The sequence below is a fragment of the [Clostridium] innocuum genome (assembly GCA_012317185.1).
GTDB classification, from domain to species: domain Bacteria; phylum Bacillota_I; class Bacilli_A; order Erysipelotrichales; family Erysipelotrichaceae; genus Clostridium_AQ; species Clostridium_AQ innocuum.
Genome location: CP048838.1, coordinates 636875 through 660425, shown reverse-complemented (window position 1 = coordinate 660425; position 23551 = coordinate 636875). Strand labels below are relative to the sequence as shown.

Here is a 23551-nt window from a genome sequence, read left to right as displayed (position 1 = left end):
TAATAGAAGGATACTCCCGATGACTATATCCCGCTGTGTTAATTCGGATTTTTGGTAATACTCAACACCTTGTATCCATTTGCTTCCAGATCACTTGCCAACGCGTCTGTCTGGAAGGTATCAATACGGATGATCATATCCGCAAAGCCGTTGTGCTGGGAGTATACCCCCAGATGGGTGATATTGCAGTTATTGCGGACAAAGATTTCCGAGATTTTACCGATCGTTCCCAGCTCGTCCTTGACTTCAATGCAGACACGGCTTCCGCTTGTACGATAGCCCAGAATATCCAGGAATGCAGAAAGAACATCGTTGCTGGTCAGAATACCGACAACCTCATTGGCATCATTGACAACCGGCAGACAGCCGATATCATGCTTATACATCAGCAGTGCCGCATCCTCCAGAAAACGGTCCTCGTGAATCGTGATAACATCGCGAATCATAATCGCGTCCACGCTTGTCTTTGAAAGCAGGTAATTCAGCTCATAAATACTCAGACTGGTTGCCTTGCTGGCACCCTTTTTGGAAATCATGCCCTCCGTAACCAGTCCGACCAGCTTTTTGCCGCTGATGACCGGAATACGGTGCAGCTCCTTTTCACTCATGATATCGACAACATCGCTGATTTTACTGTTCACATCGATACAGATCGGATGCTTTGTCATTCTGTTTTTTACGTACATAGTATTATCCTCCCAGGTATGCTTTCTGAATTTCCGGACTGTTGACCAGTTCTGCACCGGTTCCCGTCATGACGATATTGCCGGTTTCCATAACATAGGCACGATCCGCAATGGACAATGCCATCTTTGCATTCTGTTCAACAAGCAGAACGGTTGTCCCTTTTTCATTGATATCCTTGATGATGTTGAAGATTTCCTTTACCAGAATCGGCGCAAGCCCCATGCTCGGCTCATCCAGCAGCAGAATCTTCGGTCGGGCCATCAGTGCCCTTCCCATCGCCAGCATCTGCTGTTCTCCTCCGGATAAGGTGGAAGCATCCTGTGAGCTTCGCTTCTCCAGAATCGGAAACCGCTGGTAGATATCCTGCAGATCCGCTTTGATGCCGTCCTTGTCCTTACGCAGATAGGCACCCATCAGAAGATTTTCATATACACTCATACCGGAGAAGATATGCCGTCCCTCCGGTACCTGTGTGATACCTTCCTTTACGATATTCTTGGCACTGACCTTGTTCATGGATTTTCCAAGGAACACAACCTCTCCGCTCGTCTTCTTCAGCAGGCCGCTGATGGTTTGAAGCAGCGTTGTCTTACCGGCGCCGTTGGCACCGATCAGCGAAACGATTTCGCCTTCCTTAACCTCCATGGATACATCCTTCAATGCATGAATCACGCCATAGTGGACATTTAATTTTTCTACCTTCAGCATCTTAAATATCCTCCCCCAAGTACGCCTTGATGACGCGCTTGTCATTCTTAATCACTTCCGGAACGCCGTTGGCAATGCATTTTCCATAATCCAGCACATAAATGCGCTCACAAATCGTCATGACCAGCGACATATCATGCTCAATCAGGATCACCGTCAGATGGAAGTCATCCTTGATCTGGTGAATCAGTCTGGTCAGATCTGCTGTTTCCTGTGGATTCATACCGGCTGCCGGTTCATCCAGAAACAATACCTTCGGCTTTGTGGCAAGCGCTCTGGCGATTTCCAGACGGCGCTGTTCCCCATAGGGAAGGTTGCTGGCAAGCTCATTTCGCTTGTCGTACAGATGAACCACCTTTAACAGCTCCTCTGCCTGCTGCTCCACACGTTCCTCCTCACGATAATAGTTTGGTGTACGCAGGATTGCCTGCAGGGTTCCGTATTTAATATTCTTATGCATTGCGATTTTCACATTATCCAGCGCTGTCAGATTTTTAAACAGACGGATATTCTGGAAGGTTCTCGCCAGCCCCATACGCGTTACCGCATACGGCTTCATACCACCGATTTCCTTTATCGCGCCATCGACATTCAGCTCGATTTTCCCCTCACTCGGTTCATAAACACCGGTAAGCAGGTTGAACAGCGTCGTCTTTCCGGCACCGTTTGGACCAATCAGTCCAATCAGCTCCTGTTCATTGATTTCCATATTTACATTGGATACCGCACAAAGACCACCAAAGTTCTTTGTCAGTCCGCTGACCTTCAACAATGCCATATTAACGCACCTCCTTCTTTTTCGAGAACCGCTTCAGCAGACCCGAGAAGGTAAATTCCTTGGTTCCAAACAGGCCCTCCGGACGAAAGACCATGATCAGTACCAGTGCTGCCCCGTAAATAATCATACGGACATCTGCGAAATTCTGAAGATACATATTGATAAAGCCGATAACAACCGCCGCTACAATGGAACCGGTAAAGCTTCCCATACCGCCGAATACAACCAGAATCAGAATGTCCACGGATTTATTGAAGGTGAACAGGTCAGGCTTTACAACATAGAAGTTGCAGGCATACAAGGCACCTGCCAGGGATGCCAGAACGGCGCCGATCACAAAGGCGATTGTCTTATATTTTGTCGTATTGATTCCCATTGCCTCGGATGCTATTTCATCCTCACGGATGGAAATACAGGCACGCCCGGGTGCACTGCGTGAAAAGTTCAGTACAATTAACAGGGATACGATCAGGCAGAACAGCAGCAGCGGCCAGGTCGTCAGCTTCGGAATACCGAACAGTCCGGCAGCTCCGTTGGTAATCGTCATATTCAATACGATGATACGAACGATTTCAGAAAAACCAAGCGTCGCAATCGCCAGATAGTCCCCCTTCAAGCGCAGGGTTGGTATCGCAACAACCAGAGCGACAAGCGCGGAGATCACACCGCCGATCACAACGGCAAGCGCAAAGCCGCCCAGATTCGGTGTTGCCTTGGTAATGATGGCAGCCGCATAGGCACCGATACACATAAAGCCGGCATGTCCCAGAGAGAACTGACCGGTCACACCGATGATCAGATTCAGGGAGATTGCCAGAATCATATTGATTCCAATGGTATATAAGGTACTCTGATAATAGAAGTTGATCACACCGCCCTGCATGAGCAGCGTGATGATCGTTAACAATGCCGTTGTGAATAAAATCCAGCAAAGGTTCAGCTTACTAAAGATATGTTTCATACGCCTACACCTTCTCTTTCACATTTTTGCCCAGCAGTCCTGCCGGCTTGATGATGAGAATCAGAATCAAAATGGCATATACAACGGCATCCTTATATAAGGAGCTTCCGTATGCTGTGACAAGCGCCTCTACAATGCCGATGAAGAAGCCGCCGAACATCGCACCCGGAATGATACCGATTCCGCCGAATACCGCAGCGACAAACGCCTTGATACCGGGAACCATTCCCATCAGCGGGTTGATCGTATTGTAATACATACCAACCAGAACACCGCCGGCTCCGGCCAGTGCGGAACCGATGGCAAAGGTATAGGAAATCGTTGCGTCCACATTGATCCCCATCAGCTTTGCCGCATCCGCATCCACGGAAACAGCACGCATGGAGCGTCCGATTTTCGTCTTGCGTACGATAAACTGCAATGCGAGCATCAGAATGATGGTGATCGCCAGAATGTAAATCTGCTGCATCTGAATCTGGATGCCGAACACATGGAAGGTTTGATTGCTCAATACAGACGGATAGGTTTTAACCCCCGGCCCCATGATCTTCTGTGTGGAATATTCCAGAAAATAGCTGACACCGATTGCCGTAATCAATGCCGCAATTCGTGTAGCATTACGCAGTGGTTTATACGCTATGCGTTCAATAATAACACCCAGCACACCGCATACCACCATGGCCAGCAGCAGTGCCGGAAAAAAGCCCAAATGTAACTGTGCTATGGAGATGAATCCCACATAGGCACCAAGCATGTAAATATCACCATGCGCAAAATTGATCAGCTTGATAATGCCATACACCATCGTATATCCCAATGCAATCAGAGCATAGATACTGCCAATGGAAAGACCGTTTACCAGCTGTTGAAAAAATTCTGTCATAACTTCACCCCTCTATACTGGAAAATAGGAGAAAGAATATCTTTCCCCTATTCTATACTTCATCGTATTCTACTATTTGTTTGGATCAACTTCAACTGCATTTTTCTGTTCGCCGTCTACCAGCTCAACAACAAGTGCAGCCTTCTTCGGTGTATGTGTTTCATCAAATGTGAAATCTCCGGTTACTCCCTTGAAATCAAGCTCAGTCATAGCCTTCTGTGCTGCTTCCGTATCTGCACTTCCTGCTTTTTCAAAGGATTGAATCAAGACGTTCGTCGCATCATATGCCAGAGCGGAGAACATGCTTGGATCTTCATTATATTCTTTCTTGTAGTCCGCAATAAACTGTGTCAGTGCATCACTTGCATCCACGGTTGTATAGGCTGTTGTAAAGAATACATCGTTCAGGTTCTTGTTTCCTGCCAGCTTCACAAGGTCGGTAGAATCGAATCCGTCACCGCCGACGATTGGTACATCAATTCCCATTTCACGAGCCTGCTTGATAATCAGACCTACCTCATTATAATAGCCTGGGATATAGATCACATCAAAGTCCATTCCCTTGATTTTTGTCAGCTGTACGTTGAAATCGGTATCCTTTGCCTGATAGTTCAGCTCGGTTACGATGTTTCCGCCTTTTTCCTTGAATTTATCCTGGAATGCTTTTGATAAACCTTTTGCATAATCAGAGCTGGAGTCGGAAATGACAGCAGCCTTGGTTTTCTTTAAGGTATCCTTAGCATAGACTGCCATGGCAGCTCCCTGATAAGGGTCTTCGAAGCAGACACGGAATACATACGGATACACGCTTTCCTTCGTCTTACCGTCCTGCAGCGTCACATTGGTTGCAGTTGCGGATGGTGAAACAACCAGCACTTTATTATCGGTAGCAATCTGATAGGTTGCCGCAGAAGCGCCGGAGGTTGCCGGTCCTACAATCCCCTTTACACCATCGGATGTAATCAGCTTGGTAGCTACGTTTGTGGATTCATCCGCCTGTGATTTATTATCCCCTTTTATTGCCTTATAGCTGAACTTGTTGTCCTTGTTTGCATTTGCCTGTTTAATGGCCAGCATGGAGCCGTTATATTCCGGCGTACCATAGTTTGCTGTCTCCCCGGACAGCTCATAGTTTAAACCGATTTTGATTTCGTTTGTATCTCCATCACCGGAGCCTGCATCACCGCTGTTTCCACAGGCTGTCATCGTTGTCAAAGCCATACAGCTGACTGCTGCCATGGCCATAAATTTCTTAAAATTTCCCATGTTCCTCTCTCCTCTTTTCATTTTCCTTATATCAATTACCGTTAAAATTGATAGTTCTATTATATTCGCTCACGGATTCTTTTTCAAGTGTTTTCTGCAAATTTTTCACACATTTTCATGACATTATGTAATTTATTACAGTGCTCCATCTGTTTTTCTTGCAATGCAGTTTGTAATAGTCAGGATTTTTCTTATTCAACGGGTAAAAGCCATATCGGCAGCATTCCGATATGGCTTTTGATTAAAAAAAAAGCCCTGCTTTAATAAACAGAGCTTCGTTCTCCATCCCAAGGTTCGATTTTCAGCTTTGTAAAGGTGACCTGCTTACCAGCGCCATAGGAGGATACACCTGTGATGATCTGATTAGCGCCCACCTGATCCGCAAACTGGGTATTCATTGCTCTGCCTGCCGGAATCAAAGCATCCTTATTTAGCAGAGTATCGTTAATCACGATATAAATGGAGCAGTTTTCATTATCTCTGTTATATTTCACAAACACCCGAAGCGTAACCGGACGGCCATTCAAAGCAGGCAGTTCGGCTTTTGGAATCCGATGATATACCTGATGATTGGAATACTCCACATACTGATCATGTTGATTGAGATTTTTCTGAAATCCCTGATTGATAATCACAAGATCCCCATTGTCCTCAAACTTCAAAATATTCCCCATTGCAGTATAGTTCGTTCTGCCTTCCTCTCCTTCACTGGTCACATTCGCAGAGCCGCCAAATTGAAAGGCGATGGATTGCAGGGTATCCGGCATAATTGATGTCAGTTCCACTGAGGCCATGTAATCCCCCTTTGCGGGTAGCTTGGTATGCTGTATAAAAGCTCCCGATTCATTTTGCAGGATAATGCTTTTCTGTTCCTTGTCATAAACGGCGGTGCTGTCTGCCACAGTATCCACCATTTCATAGTGAAAGAAATCATCGATCGTAATTTCTCGGTGAAAGGTAAGCTCACCGCTGTAGGATTGAGAATGCGTATAGACTGCGGCGCTATCCGAAACGGAAGATAGCACAATCGCGCACAGCAGAACAGCAGCAAGTATTGCATAATTTCTCATTCCTGCATTCCTCCTTACTCTGTAATAAACCCTTTCTTTTTCAGATAGGCGAGAATCGGTTTGTAGTAATACAGCATAAACGCCGGAATCAACAATAGAATCAGTCTACCTAAAACAGTATTGGCAAACAGAATAATTACCCCCAGCCATCGGCTTCTTCCGCTGTAGCGTCCATAGACCGCATCGCGTGCTATAACTTTTTCATAGGCTCCTTTTTTCACATCGTCCGTATACTTCAAAATATCAACGGAAAGCTTTTCTCCCTTTACCGCCTTGATGCTTGCGACCTGCGGACCGTCATCCTCATGGTACAGAACACTCTGCCCGGCATGCAGTGGCTCCTGTTTGTCGATTGCATCAAAGAACGCCAGATCATTATACATAATCTGCGGCTCCATGGATTCCGTATGGAAGACAAACGGTATCACACCGAAGTAGTTGGTTTCCCGCTCCGGTGAGGATAAGGATACAAACAGCACGAACACATTGATCAGAACACCGGCCGTGATTAGTAAAACCATGGCCAGATTCACCAGTGTATCCATTCCCTTTCTGCGCTGTCTGCGTACATACTGCTCCTCGACCTCACGATATCCGTCCTCCTGAAGAACAACGATATTCACATCCTCACCCATATCCATATCCCGTTCATAAAACGGAAAATTAGTATACTGAGCAATTCGCTTCGCCCGAAAGACAACCACTAGAACACAGAGGATAATCATAATGATAAAGTACAACAGGTAGGAGCATTGCGACAGATCAAATAAATTCCCGGGTGTGCTCATCCATATACGATCACTGATCAGATGATAATAACCGCATTGCAGTCGCAGCATCCAGATGCATATCGCACCAATGATAATCACATACCGTGCATTCCTCTGACGGCTGATGAACAAAGAGGCGCTCATGGTGATCAGGGACAAAAAGATCAGATCAATCAGTCCGCATATATATAAGGGAAGCATATATGATACGACAAACGGATATTTCAGAAACATGGTCAGAAACAGCGTTGCCAAAAAACCGATGGTATAGTAGGCAATCACCTCGGACAACCGCGTCAGCAGCTTGACGAGAATCATGCGATGAGGCGCATAACCGTTTTTTGCCAGAGTATACCATTTATTTTGTGAGATTTCCGCATAGGTCAGAAAATCATAATAACGGATCATGTAGGCCGTGTATAAGATAAAGGCCATAACAATATACAGGGAGAGTGTGGAAAAGTAGCTTGGCATCATCAGTTGCGGCAGGGCGGTGGACAGTACGCTGCGCGTTAGGGTCTGTAACATAAAATGCAGGGAAAAGGTTAAAAGCGCTACGATGATGCCGTAAAAGAAAATCTTGTTGCGGCTCTCTTTTCTTTCCACAAACGCCTGCTTCTGTTCCTTTGTAATTATATTATGGTTGTAAATCATGATGGTTTCTTATTTCCTTCCAGGCATTTTCCACACACAGTGGATGGCGGCGGATACTATCCGGATGCAGCTGATGCTCGGTAAGCAGTTTCCAGATGCTGTGATAGGTATCCGTTTTCTGTTCCTGATCCCAAACATATAACGTTTGATCCCGTTCCAGAACCGTATAGTCGCTGTGCGCCGTTTCTATCGCATTTCGTATAGCTGTAATATGTGCATCCTGTATAATCGTACTCAGGTGATCCCAGGTCTGCACAAAGGCTTCTACCGTTCCCGTATAGAGCAGCCTGCCATCATATAAAGGAGCGATATGCGTTGCACAACGTTCGATCAGCTGATAGTCGAATGTGGAAAACAGCAGTGTTCGCTTCTGTTTCCGAATTTCTTCACAGATTGCGGCAATTGCCTGAAGACTGCGTTCATCGTATTCCAACCGTGCCAGATTCCAGATAATCAGTTTACTTTCCGTGAACAGTGATACAAGAAGCGTGACCACAGATCGCTCAGACGGTGTGAGATTTCCTATTACGGATAACGCGACATAGCCCATGTTCAGTTCCATGATTTTCTCCAGTATACGTTTCTGCCTGACTGCCGCATCCCCCTGCTCACGCGCTGTGATATACATCAGATACTCCAGTACATTCATATTGGTAAACAGCATATTTGTACTTCCTATATAATATACATGTGGAAGGATGGTTCTTTTTTTGCGCATCATGCCCTTTTGCGCAAGTACACAGCGTCCGTCCTTGTAGGGTCTTGCATTTGCTATAATTTCCAGCAGCAATCGCACCTCAAACGCACTGGTGCCAAGGATTGCCCACACCTCGCCCTCCAGTGCCTCAAAGTTGATATCCGAAAACACCTGCTGCGGTTCCTGCTGCGGACTCTGATAATATTCCATGGAGCCGACGTGCTCCATCAGCACACATTGAGAGCGTTTCTTCGTTTGATCCATAGCAATCACCTAATCACTTTCCGACGTGAACCGAAAGGGTAGCTTCATCACATAAACGGCCTGTATGCGATCCGGTGTGAGGATATTGGGGTCTACAGAATTAGCGGGATTATCGCCCTTGGTACGATAGCTGATTGATCCCTTCTCCTCTATCACCTCAACAATACGGTGTGTTATGGTTACCCCGTTATCCTGAAAGGTGACAATATCACCGGCCGCAAGCTTTGCCGCGTCCTTTGGAATGCGGGAGAGGATGAGTGATTTCACAGGGATGGTCGGCACCATACTGCCGGTTTTCACTTCATATATCTGATAACCGCATACAGTCGGTACCTCTCCCCTGCTTCTTGCATCCTCCACCTGCAGCCATGTGATAAACAGAAAGGCAATGATAAGCACGCCTGCCAGATTACCAATCAGCTTGAACAGCTTTCTTCTGGCAATGCGCGTATGTGCCTTGCTGTCGAGATCATGTGCATGCTCCAGTTCGTCCAGCATTGCCTGCAGCTGTGCTTCGCTGGTATACACATCCTGCTTCATATTTCTGAATGTTCCTTACTTATTTATTGGCGGGCTTATATTCCGGCTGGTTCATACTCTGCAAGATTGCTGCATCCGTGGTCTGCGTACCGGTCACTGTTACAGAAATACCGGATAGCGTGTCTCCAGGATTCGCCTGTCCGTCATCTTTAATAGCGCCATCACTACCGATTGCCGTATCCAGCGCATCATTGCTTCCAGCCGTATCCTTCCAATAGAAACCAAGCTTATAGGTGCTGTCTTTTTCAACATTCGGAGCAAATTCACCGAGCTTCTCTAATTCAATCGTTGTACTGCCATCTGCTCTTGTTCCGCTTGCCAGTGCGACATTCTTTTCACCATCCACGCGATATAACGTGCATACAAGATCGGGCAGTGCCGCTGCATTTTTCAAATCCACCTTCAGCTTCAAATCCATCGGAACCTCGGTAACGATATGATCCTTATGATTCGTTACTTGGAAATCCCAGAATTCTTCGTTTCCCGGAGCCAGCTTTATGTTAATTTTATCCGTTGCAGTAGAGTTTATATAAAACTTTTTCGCGCTTACCGTATCATTCGTTGTTCCGGCAAGTGTATCTGCATGTGTGTAAACGGCCATGGTTCCCGCAACCATGGATGTAGCGATTGTAAGTGCTAAAGCACCCATAAATAACGTTTTTTTCATTTGTCTCTTTCCTCTCTCTTCCTAATCTGCAGTAGTGCTGTGATGGTCATTGCCACATTCATCGCAAATGGTATATACCACTTGGTCTATACCATATAATACTAGGACACGAAAATAAATGCAAGCGTTTTCTTAACATTTTATGGAAATTTTCTGAAATAAAATGAAGGTTTTATTTTAATGCAGAAATTGTAAACAAGGATATTGTATTTAATTTATACATCTTGAACAAATGATAGGCGATGTATTCTGCAGAAGCTGTACTGTCATTAAATAACAAGGAGCATGAAAGCTTGGTGAATGCGTACATGGAACCGGAAAAGTTACACCCGTTTCTGATAATAAGCCGTGAAATCTATGCTAAGGTTTTTACTTGGAAAGGAGAATTGATAAAACAGTTTAAAAGAAAGAAAACATGAAGTTTCTAAATTCACAGGATAATTACTTCCTCATTTTTCCTTATTTATACTTGCACCCAAAGTGAGTAAGAATCCCTGTTATATTCGACACCTTCTTTTTTAAAATCCTTCCTTGAGAAGCTAAATTTATAAAAAATTTAAGTTGCATTCTCATAAAAGTATAGTATACTAGTAACAGTTATTATGTTTCAGGGAGGGACATGAGGAATATAGTAATGAGCGCCAGGACCTACGTGGTTGACGAGGATAACAGTTATCGAAAGATTCGGCGGGTACTGTTACGGTTATGTGTGGATCGAAAGATTTCAGACAAAAGCAAGATCATACTGCTACAAAACTGATTTCATCACACATTTATATATCATATCAACTCATACAACAGAATTTTCATTTTTTTATCATGCTTTTTACGAATTTGCGTATACGTATTGCAGTACATGCGTATACAAACACATTTTTTTAGTATGCAGTTTCATCATAAAATAAACAATAACGAAAATGGAGGACAATTTATGTGTGGAATCATAGGCTATGCGGGATTATGCAATATCTCAAATAGTGTTTTAATTGAGGGTCTGGAGGCTCTGGAGTATCGAGGCTATGACTCTGCCGGAGTCGCCGTTGTACATGACGGCGAGGTTCAGGTCGTTAAGGCAAAGGGCAAGGTCAGCTTTCTAAAGAAAAAAATGGAGGCTGTAGGCTTAGCCGGCGGTCAGGTGGGAATCGCACACACGCGCTGGGCAACACATGGTGAACCGAGCGAAATCAATTCCCATCCGCATCAAAGCGGCAATACCACGCTGGTTCACAACGGTATTATCGAAAACTATAATGAGCTGAAAAAAGAACTGGAAAATGCAGGCTATACATTCAAGAGTGACACTGACAGTGAAATCGCCTGCGCGTATATCGACTACTGTTATTTTTTGAAAAAGGACAAGCAGCAGGCTCTTGCATGTGCTTATCATCATTTCCGCGGCTCCTTTGCATTTGCCATTATATTTGCGGATGAGGCGGATGTCATCTATGCCATGCGAAAGAATTCTCCGCTTGTACTTGGTGTTGCAAGTGACAAGGCATTCCTTGCAAGTGATATTTCCGCATTTTTGAAGTATACGAATAAATACCTGCTTCTGGAGCATGAAGAAATTGCCCGCTGCAGCAGTGAAGGTATTATTATCAAGACACTGGACGGTGATTTTGTGAAACGCGATATCCTTGTGACCGATTTGGATATAAAGGATATTCAAAAGGATGGCTTTGAGCATTTCATGCTGAAGGAAATTCATGAGGAGCCGGAGGTCGTTAAGAAAACGATTGATTCTTTAATGCAGGTGGATATGAAGGACCTGTTGAATACCATGCCGAATCTGGCAAAGTACAACGATATTCACATAGTTGCCTGCGGAAGTGCCATGTATGCGGGGATGATTGCAAAATCTCTGATTGAAACCAGAGCACGGATTCATGTGGACTGTGTGTGCGCCAGTGAGTATCGCTATGCAAATCCGATATTCACGGATAAGACTCTTGTTATTCTGGTATCCCAATCCGGAGAAACCGCCGATACGATTGCGGCATTGCAACTTGCGAAAGAGCACGGTGTGGATACTCTGGCAATCGTCAATGTTGTCGGCTCTACAATCGCCAGAGAGGCGAGCTTTGTTATCTATACAAAGGCAGGTCCGGAAATCTGTGTAGCGACTACAAAGGCATATTGTACACAGGTTGCCGTATTATCACTGATTGCCTGCAATCTGGCCTATGTTCATGGAAATATTGATGCAGAGGAAGCGGCACGCATTACGAAGGAACTAAAGGATTTGCCGCAGCATATGCAACAGCTGATCGATTCCGACCAGTACAAGGCATTTGCTAAAAAAATATATGAGCACAACGATGTCTTCTTTATCGGTCGCGGTCTGGATTATTCACTATCCATGGAGGGCAGTCTGAAGCTGAAGGAAATTTCCTATATCCATTCCGAGGCCTACGCTGCCGGAGAATTGAAGCATGGAACCATTTCCCTGATTGAAAAGGGAACACCGGTGATTGCACTTGCGACCGATGAGGATTTATATGAGAAAACAATCAGCAATATCAAGGAGGTTAAGGCACGCGGTGCTTATGTTGTGCTGTTAATCAGCGATGACCTTGATATCGCTTCGGATTATTATGATGATGTGCTGGTGATACCAAAGGTGGATAAGCTGATTCAGGGAATCCTGACGGTAATCCCTTTACAGCTGATGGCATATGAAATCGCCAGGCTGCGCGGGTGTGAAATTGATCAGCCGCGTAATCTGGCAAAGTCTGTCACTGTAGAATAAGGTATTTAACGTAAGATGTGCGCTTACATTCAATTTCCTGATACTACACACACGTTTGCACATCTGCGGTTAAATATAGAAAAGAGGGCATGGAAAATGCCCTTTTTTATGTGCAAAATTGGATGAAGCTTTTTTTCATTATCCCCAAAGGATTGATATGCAGATATTTGCCGGTATAGGAAACCTGTCAGACTTAGAAGTCCTTCGTTCTCCTTTCAGCGAAAAGGGATCATAACGTGATTTCCGCTACGATCCCTTTTTTAGAAACAAAAAACGCAAATTTCATAATCTGCTTCCGGAAACACGCCAATTATGTGTCCGCCATTTTCCTTATAGAAGCGCTTTAATTTCTCGTTACCGTTCCAGCAATCCAGATAAACAGGCTGTTCATAGCCTTTCAGCCAGGTACAGATTGCCTTTCCTATGCCTGCTCCCTGATAATCGGGATGCACAGCAATACGGGTTGCATACGCTGCATCCTCTTCATACGGCTTTATGCAAAAGGAAGCAACCACGGTATGGTTTGACAAAAGCACATAGGTAAACGGAAGCTCCTTTATAATATCACCTTTCGACATATAGGTCCATTGGCGAATCCCCTTTGCAAGTAAGAAATCCGTACAGACATGCTGCAGGGCTGTTAAGGGCGCTGCATGCTGTGGTGATGCTTTATTAAACAACAGCTTCATTTAGCCAAGGCCGGTGATCATGCTTGCCGCTTTGACGAACACATCCAGAATAGCCTCTCTGGCATGAATCAGCGGGCCATCCAAAACACCTGACATTAACAGGAATATCATGATGAAGGATAGATACATTTCATATTGCATCAGCTTGAAATAGGTTTCCTCCTTTAAGATCCCCATTAGAATCTTGGAGCCATCCAGTGGTGGAATCGGAATCAGATTGAAAATTCCAAGACCAATATTGATGGATGCCGTTGTGCCGATTACCTGAAACAGATAATAAGTGAATTCATTTTTGTACAGCAATCCAAAGCGTATGAACAGCATATACAATATGACCATCAGAAAGCCGACGATGAAATTCATCAGCGGTCCCGCCATTGCGGTCCAAATCATACCGTCTTTCTTATTGCGGTAAAAATATGGATCCACCTGTACCGGCTTTGCCCATCCAAAGCCAAAGAAAATCAGGGACAGAGTTCCAAACGGATCCAAATGCTTTAGGGGATTTAGGGTAAGTCTGCCACGTTGCTTTTGAGAGATATCACCCAGCTTATAGGAAACAAATGCATGTGCGAATTCATGCACGGAAAGTGCAATCGCAACCGCAGGCAGTATATAGATCAGATTAGCAAAAAAACCACGAATATCCATAAACATTCCTCCAATAGAATAGTGTTAGTATATCATATTTTGAAGGAATTACAAGTTTCATAAATGTCACCCCTGCAGGAACAGCAGGTAACCCTTATCCTTGGCGCAAACCGTCTTGCCAGATATTTTTAACTGAACAGGGATTCCTGTATAGAATCCCTGTTTCTGATTACATCTGATCGATATTCCTCTTGCAGCCAAGATACGCCATCACATAATAACAGCCGTAAACAGCGAGGAAGAACAGCATACTTCCCCCCAGATAAATAAACATATTCGCACTGGCATAGGTCATCTCGAAAAGCTCATCCAGCATACGGATAATCGGAAGCAGATACACGATAGGAAGTACCAGCGGAATAATGAAATAAACCGCAATCTGCTTAGCCAGTAATGCATGAAGCTGTCTTTGATTCACCCCCATTTTATGCAGCATTGCGTAGGAATACCGCTGCCGGTGAGCATCGGAAAGCTGCTGCACGGCGAGTATGGTTGCACTGATGCAGATGAAGATAAAAGACAGATAGAACAGGGAGAAGCAGATACTGACAAAGCCCACTGCATTTTCCTCAAACCATTTCGCCTTCACACGATAGGAGGCATAGCTGTAATAGCTGTCCCCTACCTGCTCTTTATTATCGTCAAAAAACTGGTTGACCGTATCCTGATACCAGGACACCTCGGTCTCAGGATTCGTATTCGCCACCCATTCTCGAAAATACGGCTTGGCATGCTTGACATGCTCATCCGCAACGATAAGATAATAGCCGCTGTTCCGTGTCTGTCCATATTCCGTATCATCTACACCACGTAGCTGCAGACGCTTCCCCTGCAGATGCAGAGTATGCTGTGCGCCATATTCCTGCAGGCTATCTTTGATATCTGTTGCGCATACGATCATATATTCATCAGCCTTCAGCGTTACAGACGGTTTTCCCTTTAAGGAACGAAGCTTATTGAAATCGCTTTGCTTCATATAAACAGAATGCTTTTCATCCTCGGTATAATAGCTTTTCCCCTTTACTACAGAATAGAAATCATCACGCTCTTCCTTCTGATAGTAATGAATATCCGCTGACTGATACGAAATCTTATGTTCCTGCAAATAGCTTTCAATTGATTTCATATTGAGCTTTTCACTGCTGCTTGCCATGATATCAAATGGTACAAAGCGTGCATTACTCAGCTCCTTCACCTCATTGAATTTCAATGCAATACAGAGAAACAGCAGCGTCAGCAGTGTCAGCAGTGACAGAGTCGCAAGCACCGTTCGGTTCAAACGCAAGCGACCCGCTATCTGCCCGTACAGATACATGCAGTTTCCCTTATATTTGATTTTCCTGTGACGATTCAGAAAAATCCCAAGTACTGCCGATATGCCATAAAAGAACAGATAGACGGATACGATAATAGCAAATACCCCCAGCATGAACAGCATGGAATCTGAGCTTTGGCCGTTTACCATACTTCTCAGATACTGCTGTGTCACATATAATCCTGCTACTGCCAGAAGGACAGCTGCAAGGAAGTAGAGTCCGGATAAACGAGAACCCTTTGCTGTTTTTTCATTCCTGCTCGCATTATACAGCATGGTATGAATGCTCTGCTTTTTCAAAGCAATCCCTTCCCTGATCATCTCCAGCAGATAAATACTCAGGAAGCAGAGAAATGCAGCACCGCATGCGCTCCAGGAGAAGGAAAGCTGAAATGCATATGCAAAACCAAAGATATTCAACAGTATTGCGTGCAATATCTCATAGACGAAAATACCGAGAACACAGCCGATAAAAAAACCGACAGCCCCAAGAGCCAGCTGTTCAAACAGGAACATACGGCTAACCTGTGTTCGCTTCATCCCCAAAAGCAGATACATACCAAATTCACGGCTTCGTTTCTGTAGAATAAAATTCGATATATAATAAATCAGCCAGGCGATAATCAGGGTTACCAGAATACTGACCATAATCATGATGCTTTTGATATTGTCATAGGTTGTAACCAAATCCTGCATTTCACCGGAAAAGGCAATCGCGAAAAACGCATACAGCAGTGTCATCGTAATCGTCACTGTAAAAACATAAATACTGTATTCCTTCAGACTTCGTTTCAGATTGCGAAGTGCAAGTTTAACGTACAGCATGCACATCACCACCCAGCAGCTGCATCACATCCAGTATTTTCTGAAAGAATGCTTTTCTTGTCAGGGATCCGCGATAGATTTCATTGAAGATAGTTCCATCCTTCAAAAACAAAACACGCTTTGCATAGGATGCTGAAAACGCATCATGTGTAACCATCAGAATTGTTGCCTGAAGCTCTGTATTCATTCTCTGAAACTGTTCCATAAGCAGATAGGAGGAATGTGAATCCAGTGCACCCGTCGGCTCATCCGCCAGAATCAGACTCGGGTCATGAATCATCGCTCTTGCACAGGCACACCGCTGACGCTGACCACCGCTTACCTGATACGGATATTTTTCCAGTATATCCTGAATCTGAAGAATTTCTGCCAATGCATTTACCTGTGTATCAATCTGCTCCGCCCTTTTCTTCAAAAGAGTCAATGGCAATGCGATATTTTCCTGCAGGGTCAGAGTATCCAGAAGATTAAAATCCTGAAAAATAAATCCCAGCTCCTTTTTACGGAATTCAGCCAGCTCATTTTCCCGCAGCTCACAAATACCGTTTCCGTTGATTTCTATATTTCCTGCGCTTACAGCATCGATGGTTGAAATGACATTCAGCAGGGTGGTTTTTCCACTGCCGCTAGCTCCCATAACCGCTGTAAACTCCTGCTTTTCAACTGCAAAGGATATATCATTCAATGCCTGTGTGATATTTCCCTGATTTCCATAAAATTTTTCCACGTGGGAAACTGTAACAACACTCATATACTTCACGTCCTCTCTCCCTGAAGTATACAAAATATGCCCAGGTAAGTGTAGGAGGTTTCCTTACAGGAATATGACAGTTCTGTAACTTTACACATGGGAGAACTCCAGACTCATCACGGTTCCCTCCTGATCTGAATCCGCATGCAGATCGATCTGCAGTGATGTACAGAGCTTTTTGCATAAATACAGACCTATGCCTGTGGAATGCGAATGAATCAGTCTTCCGTTATCTCCGGTAAAGCCCTTATCGAATATTCTTGGCAAATCATGTTCCGGAATTCCAATGCCATTATCTTTTACCGTCAGCACAACATGGCGCGCATCCTTTTGTATTGCCAGACTTAAAACCGCACCCTTTTTACGCCTATATTTCACTGCGTTTTCAATCAGCTGATTCAATAGAAAAATCAGCCATTTTTCATCTGTATAGACAAGAGCATCCTGCTCGGGAAAACGAATCGACATAGAAGCCTGTGTACACAGATATTTACATTGCAGCAGTGCCTCCTGAATGCAGGAGGATAGTGATACCTGCTGGATACGAAAATCCTTTTCCACAGATTCACTTCTCGCATAAAACAGCACCTGCTCCACATAATGCTCCACGCGCTCCAGCTGCTGAAACAGCTGTCGTTTTCGTTCCCCCTGCTGATTCTCGATGGACAGCTTCATTGCTGCAATCGGTGTTTTGATTTCATGTACCCACTGCTCGACATAATCCTGATATTCCCGGCGGGAGCGCTGAACAGTACCGATTTCCTCCAGCATGGATTTATTACCCAGATACAACAGCCGCCGGTAAAATGCCTCTTCATGGTTTGCCCCTTTGGGCAGCATCTCATGCATAAGATAGCGTTTTTCCATGGAATCGATAATTGCACACAGCTCTTTTCTGCGCCTGTTTTTTCTGTGATAATCCTGGATGAAATACAATAAGAAAAACAGGAGCCACATTCCGCACAGCAAAATCGCAAGTCCTGCCGGCATTCCTAAGAAAACGAGCAGTACACACTGCAGCAGAAAAACCAGCTGCATACCGGCCATGAGAATTCCATGATCCTCCAGATATTCATGCAGCTTCATATCTGATATCCCTGCCGGTGACGTGTCACAATAAAATCCTCCACCCCCAGCTCACGCAGCTTATTGCGGATTCTGGTGACATTGACACTGAGGGCATTATCATCGATAAACAGCTTATTATCCCACAGATAGTCAATCAGATCCTCCCGCGGAATGATTTCCCCTTTATGCTGGAACATGTAATGCAGGATCTTCACCTCATTCTTTGTCAGTTCTCTTGTATTATTTTGATATTCAACACGGCTCATTGCGACATCCAGCAGAACACCATGATGTGTCAGATTCTGATCCTTCCATTCATAGGAGCGCTTCAGTAGTGCCGCAATACGGGCAAGCAGAATACTTGTATTGTATGGCTTGGTAATAAAATCATCACCGCCCATCTGCATACTGCACAGCTCATCCATATCGGTATTCCGGCTCGTCACAAAAATAATAGGAACCTTGGAAAAGCTGCGAAGCTGGGAACAAACTGTAAAGCCGTCCATCTGCGGCAGATTAATATCCAGCAGGATAATGTGTGGATCATGCGTTTTCACAAGCTCCCTGATATCCTCCTGCATATTCCAGCAAATCGCCTCATACCCCTGTTTCTGCAGCAGCATCTGCAGTTCTCGGCAGATTGCCTCATCATCTTCAATTATTAAAATCGTATACATACGCATTTCCTCTCTTTTCTGTTTCATATAGGAACAACAGCTTTATAACACCTAAAATGAAATGGAGGCATTTCATTTTTCATCCTTGGGATGCTATAAGCCTCTAACTCATTATACAATAGCCGCAAGGAAAAAGAAAAGATGACCGCAGTCATCTTTCAATACTGTAAGAACTAAGCGTCCCCATAGGCCTTGTTCACTAATAGATGTATTCCACTGTATATGATGGAAATCACCGTCCAGATACAGGTGGATACCAGTGCTCCGAATGTATCCAGATACACATCACTCATCGATGATGTGCGGCCGGTAAATTTCTGATGATATTCATCCCCGAAAGCAAAGCAGAAGCAGATACCAACAGTAAGCAGAAAACGCCAGAATTTATTAACTCCCAAAATCGCCAGTGTGATATAAATACCGGCAGCCAGTGTAAAGTAAATGGAAAAGTGGGCAAGCTTTCTGATATTGGCATTCCAGTCACTGCCATAGGGAGAGTGCAGAATAACGAAGTACTTGATGCGTTCACTTAATGCTATTCCCTCTTCGGTGGTTTCCAGTCTGGTATTCACCTGTTCCTTGATTTTTTCCGTTACAATCTCACTTCGTGCATTGGACATCTGTCCGTCCTCTGCCGATAACGAGTAGATTGCAAACATAACGGAACCGCAGACCCCCAGAAAAATCAATGCACAGAGAATGCGGATTCCCATGTTCTTTTTCTTCTTCATACGCTCACCACCTTGTTGCCTTATTGTAAAACAAAACAGATGCATACGCAAGACATGCAGTTAAATATAACAAAAATTTAAGATATACCGTTGATCTGATTTTTCAGTATGCCTTACCTACTTCATTTCTTCAACATGATCTGTATGATGCTTTACCCGCCTGTCTGGTTACATTGTGGAGGCATCCACATTATCCCTTATGATCAAGCATAACTCCCCTATCTAATACGCATTCAGATCAGATTTAAAAGCAATGCAAAAAAATACGTCCTTTAGGAAATCGGACGTATTTTTCATTCCATATATTTGATCCCTTACATACTGTTTATCTGCAGCTTATTTTGTTTTCTCGATGATTTCAATGAAGCTGTCTGCCTTCAGACTTGCGCCACCGATCAGTGCACCATCGATATCCGGCTGCGCCATGTATTCAACGATGTTGTTAGGCTTAACAGATCCACCATACTGTACACGAACATTTTCAGCAGCCTCGTCACCATACATAACACGTACCTGGTCACGAACGATACGGCAGCAGTTTTCTGCGATTTCCACAGAAGCGCTCTTTCCTGTTCCGATTGCCCAGATTGGCTCGTAAGCGATTACCATGTTTCCAACACATTTTGGACACATATCCGCAAGAGAACCAGTCAGCTGATCACGGATTACTTTTTCAGAATCTCCGGCATCATACTGAGCCTCTGTTTCACCGATACACAGAATTGGTGTAATACCGGCATCGATCAGGCGTTTTGCCTTTTTGTTTACAGTTTCGTCTGTGTCATTGAACATTTCACGACGCTCAGAATGTCCGATGATACAGTGTGTAACACCAACCTCCTGCAGCATAGGTACAGAAATTTCACCAGTGAAGGCTCCACTGTCTTCCCAGTGGCAGTTTTCTGCAGCGATTACCAGGTTTTTCGCACCGGCAACAGCAGCAGACAGTGCCGTGTAAGGAGCACCAATACCGAATACGGCATTTTCACTTGCGGCAGCAGCATCTACAGCTTCCATGAATTCCTTTGTTTCCTTCATGGTTTTGTTCATTTTCCAGTTTCCAACAATAATTGGTTTTCTCATGTCTCGTTCTCCTATTTTCGTTTTTTTCTTATTTATCTGCGATTACAGCGATTCCAGGCAGGACTTTCCCTTCCATATATTCCAGAGAAGCTCCGCCACCTGTGGAAATGTGAGAGAATTTTTCTGCGAATCCCAGCTGAATTGCAGCAGCAGCACTGTCTCCGCCACCGATTACAGTCGTAGCTCCTGGCAGCTCGGAAATAGCAGTACATACTTCCAGTGTACCCTTCGCAAACGGTGCCATTTCAAAAACACCCATAGGCCCGTTCCATACAACGGTTTTTGCACCGGCAAGTGCTTCCTTGTACAGCTCGATAGATTTCGGACCGATATCCAGACCCATGTAGTCTGCAGGAATGCTGTCATTGTCAGCAATCACTGTGTTTGCATCCTCTGCAAATTTGTCAGCACATACGTGGTCAACAGGCAGGATCAGCTTGCCCTCTGCTTTTTCGATGTATTCCTTTGCAAGCTCCACCTTGTCTTCTTCAACAAGAGACTTACCAACATTGCAGCCCATAGCCTTCAGGAAGGTATAAGCCATACCGCCACCGATCAGGACCTTGTCAGCCTTTTTCAGCAGGTTGTCCACAACAGCAATCTTATCGGAAACCTTAGCTCCGCCGATGATTGCGACAAACGGACGCTCAGGAGTATCCACAGCAGCTCCTAGCATCTTCACTTCTTTTTCTACCAGGAAGCCCAGCGCATTCGGCAGAATGGATGCGACGCCTGCAGTGGAAGCATGTGCACGGTGAACACTACCGAATGCATCCTCAACAAACAGGTCACCCAGCTTTGCCCAGTAAGCAGCCAGCTCCGGATCATTTTTGCTTTCGCCTTTTTCATAACGAGTATTCTGCATAACGACGATTTCACCGTCATTCAGTGCAGCAACTGCATTTTCCAGTTCTTCACCACGTGTAACCGGAACGAAAGTCACCTTCGTATCAACCAGTTCATTTAAACGCTCAGCTACACAGCGCAGATCGTTCTTTGCTTTATCTTCTTCTGTCTTCACCTTTCCAAGGTGGGACATCAAAATAATCTTTGCGTTGTTTTCCACTAAATATTTGATGGTTGGCAGAGCCTGAATAATACGGTTGTCGTTTGTAATCTTGCCATCTTTTCTAGGAACGTTGAAATCGCAGCGTACGATGACACGTTTTCCAGCAACATCTAAATCTTTTACAGTTCTTTTGGCCATAGTAAAATTCCTCCTTATGTATCGGCTTTATTATACCACCAAGAGCCTTTTTCGTAAACGAAATTTCACTTTTTGCGAAAAAAATCACAATTCTGGATATTTTCAAGAAAATCATATGGAAGCTGCGGTTTTCTGTGTTTTTAGGACAACATTTATAGTATAATGTGAATACGAGCTACCATACAGTAAGGAGCATTCTATGGATACGATAAAGGAAACCATGCAGGATCTCATGGATATCATAAAAAGATCCAAAAACAGCGATATGGAAGAGGAGTACCGCTGTTCCGTAATGCTTTTGAATCTGGGTAACCAGCAGCAGGACAGCTATGCCCTTGCATTTGCCCACGCCTATCTTGCGGATTATTACATTCTGACCAGACAGCAGGACATTTGTCTTCAGCATCTGCACGAGGCGATTTCCTGTTCGGAAGAAAACCATTATGACGATCTGCTGCTTATGTGCTACACGATTGCCGGATTGTATTACAACTCGCATTTTGATGAAATCAGCGCCGTTCAGTATTATATGAAAGCCTATCATATTGCTCTGGAACAGAATAATCTGCATGAACAGATGGTGATTCTCAACAATCTCTGTGTTCTGTTTATGCAGAAGAACGATACGGTTGAAGCCCTGCGCTATATCCGCAATGCCTATGAGGTGTTTCTAAAGCAGCAGACACCGCCCGAAGATCATGCACAGCTGATTGTTATTCTCAACCTTGTGGAGCTGTATATCCGCAACGGCCAGCTGAATGAGGCCGTGAATATATATGCTGCCTATGGACCGCTGCTGCATGAGGGGCAGGCAAAGGGTCTTCGTCTGCATGTGGCTCTGCTGTGTGAGCTGTTTCTAGCGGACGCCTTTCATCGAAGCGATGAGATACAGAAAATTGCGGATTACTTTGCTTCCGCCAAGCTGCATCATCATCTCAACCGCAGTATGTATTTTGCTTTCTATAATGATATCTTTGACATCCTGCTGAACATAAAGGATAAAAAGCGCTGTGAACAGTTCCTGCAGTATATGGGGGAAATCTGTCTGGAGGATGACATCGAACAGCAGCTGCAGCTGCACCTGAGCTGGATCAACTTCGCAGAGGTGTTTCATATGGAGGATACGCTCATCAATTCCTATAAGCAGTATTATCTGCTGCAGAAAATGGTGGTGAATGTCACCAACAAGACCAAGGCGGAAAGTATGAAGGAAAAGATTTTGATGGAGCATATGCTGGAGGAACAGGAGCGCATAGTCCGTGAGAAAAATGTGCTGGAGGCGCGCGTGAAAATCGATGGACTTACCGGCCTGTTCAATCGCAGCTATTTCAATACCCTGTGCGATGTCATGCAGAACAATCCGGATGTTAAAGCCATTGGTATCATCCTGGTTGATGTTGACTATTTCAAGGAGTACAATGATCTGTATGGACATTACAAGGGGGATGAGCTGTTGCGCAGGGTTGCCTTGTGTCTGGATGAAAACGGTGACTCCCGTTTCTTTGCGGCACGCTACGGCGGCGATGAATTCATCTGTCTGTGCGTCAATACAGAAAAAGAAGAAATTGAAAGCTACCTGAAAAGGGTCTATGAGGATTTAAGGCTGGCTCATATCGAGCATGCCACATCCCCTGCAGCTTCTCTTGCTACATTGTCCATCGGATATTCCCTGTTTGACAATGATGAAGGCTTTGATTTGGAAACTGCGATCACGATGGCGGATACGGCACTTTATCAGGCAAAGAACAGCGGAAGAAACCGGCACAGCTGCTGCCTATAGACGATGTAAAAATAACCGCTGCATGAATGGCGGTTTTTTACAATACAGACGGCAAAGCTTCCTATATAATCAGGTATATA

General features: G+C 44.6%; 22 protein-coding genes. 2 read left to right on the top strand and 20 right to left on the bottom strand.

Annotated features, from left to right (window positions below):
* Nucleotides 1-38: 38 nt before the first annotated feature.
* From G4D54_03310 to G4D54_03260, 11 genes are all read right to left on the bottom strand, one after another.
* Nucleotides 39-686, bottom strand: a complete 648-nt coding sequence (locus tag G4D54_03310) for a CBS domain-containing protein (GenBank protein ID QJA01517.1) — start codon at nucleotides 684-686, stop codon at nucleotides 39-41.
* Nucleotides 687-690: 4 nt separating this feature from the next.
* Nucleotides 691-1395 carry an ABC transporter ATP-binding protein gene (locus tag G4D54_03305; protein QJA01516.1) on the bottom strand — a complete coding sequence of 235 codons (705 nt, stop codon included), beginning with the start codon at nucleotides 1393-1395 and terminating at the stop codon, nucleotides 691-693.
* Nucleotide 1396: 1 nt separating this feature from the next.
* Nucleotides 1397-2173, bottom strand: coding sequence for an ABC transporter ATP-binding protein (locus tag G4D54_03300; GenBank protein ID QJA01515.1), 777 nt, complete (start codon nucleotides 2171-2173; stop codon nucleotides 1397-1399).
* A gap of 1 nt (nucleotide 2174) precedes the next feature.
* The gene (locus G4D54_03295; GenBank protein QJA01514.1) at nucleotides 2175-3134 is read right to left on the bottom strand and encodes a branched-chain amino acid ABC transporter permease; all 960 of its coding nucleotides are present in this window, start codon (nucleotides 3132-3134) and stop codon (nucleotides 2175-2177) included.
* Between the two features lie 4 nt (nucleotides 3135-3138).
* Entirely contained in the window at nucleotides 3139-4017 is an 879-nt protein-coding gene (locus tag G4D54_03290; GenBank protein ID QJA01513.1) for a branched-chain amino acid ABC transporter permease, read from the bottom strand.
* A 72-nt stretch (nucleotides 4018-4089) separates the two neighbouring features.
* Nucleotides 4090-5283, bottom strand: coding sequence for an ABC transporter substrate-binding protein (locus G4D54_03285; GenBank protein ID QJA01512.1), 1194 nt, complete (start codon nucleotides 5281-5283; stop codon nucleotides 4090-4092).
* Nucleotides 5284-5543: 260 nt separating this feature from the next.
* Nucleotides 5544-6353, bottom strand: a complete 810-nt coding sequence (locus G4D54_03280) for a hypothetical protein (protein QJA01511.1) — start codon at nucleotides 6351-6353, stop codon at nucleotides 5544-5546.
* 14 nt (nucleotides 6354-6367) lie between these two features.
* Nucleotides 6368-7777 (bottom strand): hypothetical protein, encoded by a 1410-nt coding sequence (locus tag G4D54_03275; GenBank protein ID QJA01510.1) that lies wholly within the window; start codon nucleotides 7775-7777, stop codon nucleotides 6368-6370.
* On the bottom strand, nucleotides 7761-8738 hold the full coding sequence (locus G4D54_03270) for a hypothetical protein (protein QJA01509.1): 978 nt from the start codon (nucleotides 8736-8738) through the stop codon (nucleotides 7761-7763). The genes G4D54_03275 and G4D54_03270 overlap by 17 nt, the downstream gene beginning before the upstream one ends.
* A 9-nt stretch (nucleotides 8739-8747) precedes the next feature.
* On the bottom strand, nucleotides 8748-9278 hold the full coding sequence (locus tag G4D54_03265; GenBank protein QJA01508.1) for a signal peptidase I: 531 nt from the start codon (nucleotides 9276-9278) through the stop codon (nucleotides 8748-8750).
* A 19-nt stretch (nucleotides 9279-9297) separates the two neighbouring features.
* Nucleotides 9298-9945 carry a hypothetical protein gene (locus G4D54_03260; protein QJA01507.1) on the bottom strand — a complete coding sequence of 216 codons (648 nt, stop codon included), beginning with the start codon at nucleotides 9943-9945 and terminating at the stop codon, nucleotides 9298-9300.
* 931 nt (nucleotides 9946-10876) lie between these two features.
* On the opposite strand from G4D54_03260, the gene glmS reads away from it, so the two are divergent.
* Nucleotides 10877-12694, top strand: coding sequence for a glutamine--fructose-6-phosphate transaminase (isomerizing) (glmS, locus tag G4D54_03255; GenBank protein ID QJA01506.1), 1818 nt, complete (start codon nucleotides 10877-10879; stop codon nucleotides 12692-12694).
* Nucleotides 12695-12954: 260 nt separating this feature from the next.
* On the opposite strand, the gene G4D54_03250 is transcribed toward glmS, so the two are convergent.
* The 9 genes from G4D54_03250 to G4D54_03210 form a co-directional block, all read right to left on the bottom strand.
* Nucleotides 12955-13383, bottom strand: a complete 429-nt coding sequence (locus G4D54_03250) for a GNAT family N-acetyltransferase (GenBank protein QJA01505.1) — start codon at nucleotides 13381-13383, stop codon at nucleotides 12955-12957.
* Complete coding sequence (locus G4D54_03245) at nucleotides 13384-14034, bottom strand: site-2 protease family protein (GenBank protein QJA01504.1); 651 nt, start codon at nucleotides 14032-14034, stop codon at nucleotides 13384-13386. It abuts the gene before it with no gap.
* A gap of 169 nt (nucleotides 14035-14203) precedes the next feature.
* The gene (locus G4D54_03240; GenBank protein ID QJA01503.1) at nucleotides 14204-16174 is read right to left on the bottom strand and encodes an ABC transporter permease; all 1971 of its coding nucleotides are present in this window, start codon (nucleotides 16172-16174) and stop codon (nucleotides 14204-14206) included.
* A complete protein-coding gene (locus tag G4D54_03235; protein ID QJA01502.1) occupies nucleotides 16161-16925 on the bottom strand; it encodes an ABC transporter ATP-binding protein in 765 nt (254 codons plus the stop codon). Before G4D54_03235 ends, G4D54_03240 begins: the two co-directional genes overlap by 14 nt.
* Nucleotides 16926-17015: 90 nt before the next feature.
* Complete coding sequence (locus G4D54_03230; protein QJA01501.1) at nucleotides 17016-18011, bottom strand: HAMP domain-containing histidine kinase; 996 nt, start codon at nucleotides 18009-18011, stop codon at nucleotides 17016-17018.
* Nucleotides 18008-18670 (bottom strand): response regulator transcription factor, encoded by a 663-nt coding sequence (locus G4D54_03225; GenBank protein ID QJA05144.1) that lies wholly within the window; start codon nucleotides 18668-18670, stop codon nucleotides 18008-18010. Before G4D54_03225 ends, G4D54_03230 begins: the two co-directional genes overlap by 4 nt.
* Before the next feature lie 173 nt (nucleotides 18671-18843).
* Nucleotides 18844-19401: a VanZ family protein gene (locus G4D54_03220; protein QJA01500.1), complete on the bottom strand. Its 558-nt coding sequence runs from the start codon at nucleotides 19399-19401 to the stop codon at nucleotides 18844-18846.
* A 336-nt stretch (nucleotides 19402-19737) separates the two neighbouring features.
* On the bottom strand, nucleotides 19738-20484 hold the full coding sequence (locus G4D54_03215) for a triose-phosphate isomerase (protein QJA01499.1): 747 nt from the start codon (nucleotides 20482-20484) through the stop codon (nucleotides 19738-19740).
* Between the two features lie 28 nt (nucleotides 20485-20512).
* Nucleotides 20513-21691 carry a phosphoglycerate kinase gene (locus G4D54_03210; protein ID QJA01498.1) on the bottom strand — a complete coding sequence of 393 codons (1179 nt, stop codon included), beginning with the start codon at nucleotides 21689-21691 and terminating at the stop codon, nucleotides 20513-20515.
* 199 nt (nucleotides 21692-21890) lie between these two features.
* Here G4D54_03210 and G4D54_03205 point away from each other — a divergent pair, with 199 nt between their 5' ends.
* Complete coding sequence (locus G4D54_03205) at nucleotides 21891-23471, top strand: GGDEF domain-containing protein (GenBank protein QJA01497.1); 1581 nt, start codon at nucleotides 21891-21893, stop codon at nucleotides 23469-23471.
* Nucleotides 23472-23551 lie beyond the last annotated feature (80 nt).